The sequence below is a fragment of the Ideonella sp. P3_A4 genome (genome assembly GCF_056403075.1).
Genome location: NZ_JBFUGE010000411.1, coordinates 1 through 5328, shown reverse-complemented (window position 1 = coordinate 5328; position 5328 = coordinate 1). Strand labels below are relative to the sequence as shown.

General features: G+C 66.7%; 4 protein-coding genes and 1 pseudogene. 2 read left to right on the top strand and 3 right to left on the bottom strand.

The window, feature by feature from the left end; all coding sequences use genetic code 11:
- Positions 1-50: 50 nt before the first annotated feature.
- Entirely contained in the window at positions 51-863 is an 813-nt protein-coding gene (locus AC1DYI_RS25445; RefSeq protein WP_477206923.1) for an FG-GAP repeat domain-containing protein, read from the top strand.
- 150 nt (positions 864-1013) lie between these two features.
- Here the strand turns inward: AC1DYI_RS25445 and AC1DYI_RS25440 are convergent.
- A pseudogene (locus tag AC1DYI_RS25440) lies at positions 1014-1556 on the bottom strand (tRNA-uridine aminocarboxypropyltransferase); the annotation flags it as partial.
- Between the two features lie 347 nt (positions 1557-1903).
- Between AC1DYI_RS25440 and AC1DYI_RS25435 the strand changes: the two are divergent.
- Complete coding sequence (locus tag AC1DYI_RS25435; RefSeq protein ID WP_477206922.1) at positions 1904-2848, top strand: hypothetical protein; 945 nt, start codon at positions 1904-1906, stop codon at positions 2846-2848.
- 194 nt (positions 2849-3042) lie between these two features.
- Here the strand turns inward: AC1DYI_RS25435 and purU are convergent, their stop codons facing one another.
- Positions 3043-3918: a formyltetrahydrofolate deformylase gene (purU, locus tag AC1DYI_RS25430; protein ID WP_477206921.1), complete on the bottom strand. Its 876-nt coding sequence runs from the start codon at positions 3916-3918 to the stop codon at positions 3043-3045.
- On the bottom strand, positions 3915-5328 hold a 1414-nt coding region (locus tag AC1DYI_RS25425), incomplete at its 5' end, for an acetate--CoA ligase family protein (RefSeq protein ID WP_477206920.1). The genes AC1DYI_RS25425 and purU, both read right to left, overlap by 4 nt.

The following is a 5328-nucleotide window of genomic DNA, read 5'->3' as shown; positions in this document are numbered from 1 at the left end:
GTGCAGTAGGCGCCGACAAGGGCACCGGCACCGGGTTGAACGAGCTGTGGATGCAGAACGCCGATGGCACCTTCACCAAGGCTGCGAACCACGGTGCGGAGGATCCTTATGGCAGCGCTCRCATCCCGGTCTTCATGGATTTCAACCATGACGGCTTTCCCGACGTCTACATGACGAACTTCCCCAGGCTGCGCGACGATGGCCAGCCGAACATCAGCCGCATGTTCATCAATCAAGGGGGCACGCACTTTGTCGAGAAGGTGACGCAGGCCACCGGCGATCGCGGCGCACAGTGCGCGGCCAAGGGTGACATCGACCACGACGGATGGGACGATGTGCTGGTCTGCCACGAGAAGCACGCAGGCCATATCTACCTCAACGACCGCAAGGGCGATTTCAAAGAGATCTTCCCGGCGGCCCTGGTGGGGCAGTGGAACGCTGCCAAACTGCACGACATGAACGGTGACGGTCGCGATGACCTGCTGCTGATCCGGGACAAATCGGTGCTTGAAATCTGGTTCAACATCGGCAAGGCGCCTTGGTTCGAGCGTGCCGATTTCAGCGACAAGCTGCCCGGCATCGGCACCTCGCTGACAGTCGGCGAATTCGGTGGCGACGGCCGGCCCGACATCTACGTGGCGCTCAAAGACGCCGCCTGCGACAAGACCTTGCAGGACAAGGCGCCCGACGTCGTCTACAAGTCCAGCAAGAGCGGCATCGGTTGGGAGCGCAATGTGCTGACGGACCAGAGGTACGGCGGCTGCGGCCACCTGGCCGACACGGTAGAYGGCAACAAGGTGCTGCTGGAAAACGGACAGATCGACGACCGCGGCCCGAACTTCGTCCTCAGCTTCGAGAAGTGATCRGGTTTCGCCGTTTGAGCTGACCGGGGCGCCGGCATCGGGCTGCGCCGGGCCCGACGGCGCCTGAGGCCGCTGCCGGGCCGCCACGCCGGCGACGAAGCGGCCGAAGGCGTCGAGCAGCGGCGCGGCGTCGAAGCTCGGGCCCTCCAGCATCGCCAGCGCCTGCACGGTGGCTTCCAGCGTCGAGACCTGGTCGGCCCGCCGCGCCGCGCGGATCGCGCGGTAGCGGGTCGGCGCCGGCGCGTCCAGCGACAGCCGCGGCAGCGCGACCAGGGCCGGGTGCTCGAGCAGCATCCGCAGGCTCTTGCGCCACGTCGCGTCGAGCACCACAAGCCGCAGGGGCGCGCCCGCCGTCCTCCCCGAGGCCGACGGCGCGGGCGCGGCTGGCGCGTCGGGGTACAGCAGCCGCGTGTCCCGCCCGGGGCGATGCAGCAGTGCCTGCAGCGCTTCGGGGGCGAAGTGCTCGCCGACGACCACCTCGCAGTGCGCCAGAGACAGACGCAGCAGCGCCACGCTGTTCTTCGCCTGGCGCTGTTCCTGCGGGTGCTGCAGCACCAGCACCTCGGTGCGGTGGGCGGTCGGCCGTGCCAGCGCGCACAGGCAGGTCGCCTGCGGGCGCAGGCAGCGCGCGCAAGCCGCGCGGGAAAGGTTGGATGAACTGTTCACGTGGGAATAGTCGCACGCCTTTCTCATCCATTGACCGCCCCGCGTCGGCGGTGGATCGCGGATGTCGAGCGTGAACGGCAAGTGGCTCGTGAGCACCACGCTCCTGCGCTCATGGTGCTTGGCCACGACGTCGAAGAACAGGTTGGCCTCCCGAAGCCTGGCGCACGACGCCTAAACCGACGACATAACTCGATATTTACATACCCCCTAGTTTGAAATGTCTTCGTTGCCGCTTCTTTCGCGTCTTCTTCATTGAGTGCTCACGAAATCCAACTTTTCAACGCCACGTCATTCGCATGACGCGCGCTGATGTCCAACGAGGAAAGCTAACCATGACTAACCGTCGAACGATACTGACAGCTGCCGCGGCAGCCTTGGCGATGCCGCTTGCGGCGAATGCACGATCGAACCGGCAGGCACTCGGGGGCGCCCAGCCCGAGCACTTTGTCCCTGGCGGCATGCGCGGCATCCAGCGCGGCTACTTCACCTACACCCCGACCGACCATGTCGAGGAATRCGGTGTGATCCGCATCCCGGACGATCGCCTTTTCATGATCCCGCTCACGAAGAACATCTTCGACGAGTCCAACGGTGGGAAGTACGCGATGACGGGGGACGGCGTCATCACCGTGTTGAAGGACGACCTGTACCACATGACCGCCAACATGGACTGGCCTGCGCAGTCGCGGGGGTCGGGGCAGGACGGGTACGACGTCGACTCGCGCAAGCTGATGATCCTGCGCGCGAGGGCGGGCGTGAAGCCGCCGGTCTACACCCAAGGCGAGGTCACTGCGATCCCCGACACGAGCCGGTACGACCGGATGGCGGCGTGCGACACGCCCGGTTCGAGCGTGCCGAAGGCCGCGCGCACCACTGTCACGTGGGAGCCCGGGACCGTCGCTGCGGGAGGCATGACCTATACCGACGTGCCGCTGCCTTCCAGCAGTTTCGATCCCGCGGTGGGCGACCTGGTGCGGGTCAGCCACACCAGCCTGACGGATGCCATCCTGGGCGAAAAGAAGAACGCCGCCGTGCAGATCTCGGCGCGCATCGTGGCGCCGGGTGTCGCGCGAGTGATGGTGGAGAACCGCTACGGTGCCAAGGCGGTCGCCATCCCGAGTGGGACCATGAACCTGCTGGCGGAGTCGGCCGTCGAGAGCGCCGGCAACAACCAGGATGCATGGTGCTACCTCAATTCGGGCCCGGTCGTTCTGCTGGCAGGCGAAAAGATCTTTGTGGCCGTGCGCAGCAGCAGCCGCGGCGACTTCCTGCAGATCTCCAACGGCAGCTTCCTTCGCGTTTCCAATGTGATCGCCTGAAGTGCCCGTTGACCATCTCGCCAGCGGTTGATCGGGCTTGGCGATTCGATGGATGGGTTCACGTGCCGAGAGTGAAGCGTCGGTTCAAGGCCGTCGCTTCGCAAGTGGTTCTCGTGGTCCTCGTTGCGGGGGCGTGCATGGGGGATCGACACCATGCACGCCGGTGCGCACGACATCGGCGCTGCATCTGATCCTTACCCGAACACAATCGTCTTGTTCCCATCCATAAAGATCCGATCTTCCAGGTGCATGCGCACCGCGTTCGACAGCACATGGCTCTCGACATCTCGGCCCATGGCTTGCATCTCGGCGACTGAATAGCGGTGGTCGATGCGGCGAACGTCCTGCTCGATGATCGGGCCTTCGTCGAGGTCGCCGGTCACGTAGTGCGCCGTGGCGCCCATCAGCTTGACGCCGCGGCTGTGGGCCTGGGCGTAAGGTGAGCCGCCCTTGAAGCCGGGCAGGAACGAGTGGTGGATGTTGATGCAGCGGCCGCGCCATTCGTTCGACAGCGTGTCCGACAGGATTTGCATGTAGCGCGCCAGCACCACCAGCTCGACGCGCAGGTCGTTGACCAGCATGCGCAGCGTGTTCTCTTGCGCGGCCTTGTTGTCGGGCGTGATCGGCAGGTGGTGGAACGGGATGCCGTGGCGCGCGGCCATCGGCTCCAGCGTGTCGTGGTTCGAGACGACCGCCATGATGTCCATGTTCAGTTCGCCCGATTCCCAGCGGTACAGCAGGTCGCGCAGGCAGTGGTCGTGCTTGGACACCATCAGCAGCACCCGTTTGGGCCGGTCGGCGCGGCTGACCTCCCAGTGCATGCCAAAGCGGTCGGCCACGCTCGCGAAGTAGGGGCCGAGGATCGTGCGTTCGTCGCCGTGGTCGCCGTCGACCTGGAAGCTGCAGCGCATGAAAAAGCGCTGCGTCTCTTCGTCGTCGTAGGACGACAGTTCGCTGATGTAGTGGCCGCGGCCGGCCAGGTGGCTGGTCACCGCGGCGATGATGCCGGTGGCCGCGGGGCAACTGGCGCGCAGCGTGTGGGTGTTGGGTTTCTTGGTGGCGTAGGTCATGGCGTGGCGGTGGGGACAGGTCGGTCGGCCAGGCGCACGACCGCGTCGACAGCGACCGCGCCACAGGGCAGCGCGATCAAGGGGTTGATCTCGAGTTCATGCAGCTGGCCGGCGTGCTGCTCGGCGAAGCGCAGCGTGGCCTCGATCGCATCCAGCAGCGCCGGCATGTCGGCCGGCGGCTTGCCGCGGTAGCCGGCCAGCAGCGGCGCGCAACGCAGGCTCTTCAGCGCCTGCTCGATTTCGTGGCGCTGAGCCGGCAGCAGCAGCGTGCGGGTGTCGCCGAACAGCTCGACCCAGACGCCGCCGGCGCCCAGCGTCAATGCGAGGCCGAACTGCGGATCGTGGGTGATGCCGACCAGCAACTCGGCGACGCCGCCGGTGGCCATCGCCTCGACCAGCCATGGGCCGGGCATCGTCGCCACGGCTTGGCAGACCGCCTCGGCGTCGCGCAGGTTCAACCGCACCGCGCCGACTTCGCTCTTGTGCAGCAGCCCGCTGGCTACCGTCTTGACGACGACGGGGAAGCCGATGACATGGGCTGCGGCGACAGCCTTGTTCGCTGTCGTGACCGCGCGGTGGGCCGGCACCGGCACGCCCGCTGCGGACAACATGGCTTTCGCTTCGGCTTCATCGAGCGTGAGCACAACGCCGTCTTCAACGGGGACTGGCGACGCGACCGGTCGCAAGCTTGTCCGCTCGCTCCGGCGGCGGCCGATGAAGGACGCGGCAGCCAACGCCTGTAGACAGTCGGCCAGTCCCTGCATCGGTGCGACGCCGGCAGCGAGCGCACGTTCGGCTGCGCTGGCGGGCATCAGCTCGGCCAGCGTGCTGACGAGCACGGCAGGCATGTCACCGGTGCCGCGCGCCGCGAGGTAAGCGTCCAGCGACTCGGCCCAGCCGGGCGCGAGGCTGTCGGTCATGTCGCTGCCGTCGGCCGCGACATTCGGAAAGTCGAGCACCAGCAGCGACGCAGCTGTCGGCGCTTGCCGCATCGCCGCGAAGCAGCGCGTCAGCGCCGGCACACTGGCCCAGATGTAGGTGTGATAGTCCAGCGGATTGGCCAGCGGCACCTGCGGCCCGAGAACTTCGTGCAGTTGTTGCTGCACGGCCGGGGGCAGCGGTGGGAACTGCAGGCCGGCACGTTCACCAAGATCGGCGACCAACGATGCTTCGCCRCCCGAGCAACTGAGCGAGCCGATGGCCGTGCCCGCCAGCGGACCGCACACGTGCAGCAGCTTCAGCGTTTCCAGGAAGAGCGGCAGGTCGGCGACGCGTGCGATTCCGACACGGTCGAATAGTGCGTCGACTAGGCGATCCGGCCCGGTGAGCGCACGGGTGTGACTGCCGGCCAATTGCGCGCCGAGCGCGGACGCGCCGGTCTTCAACGCGACGATCGGCACGCCTTGGCGC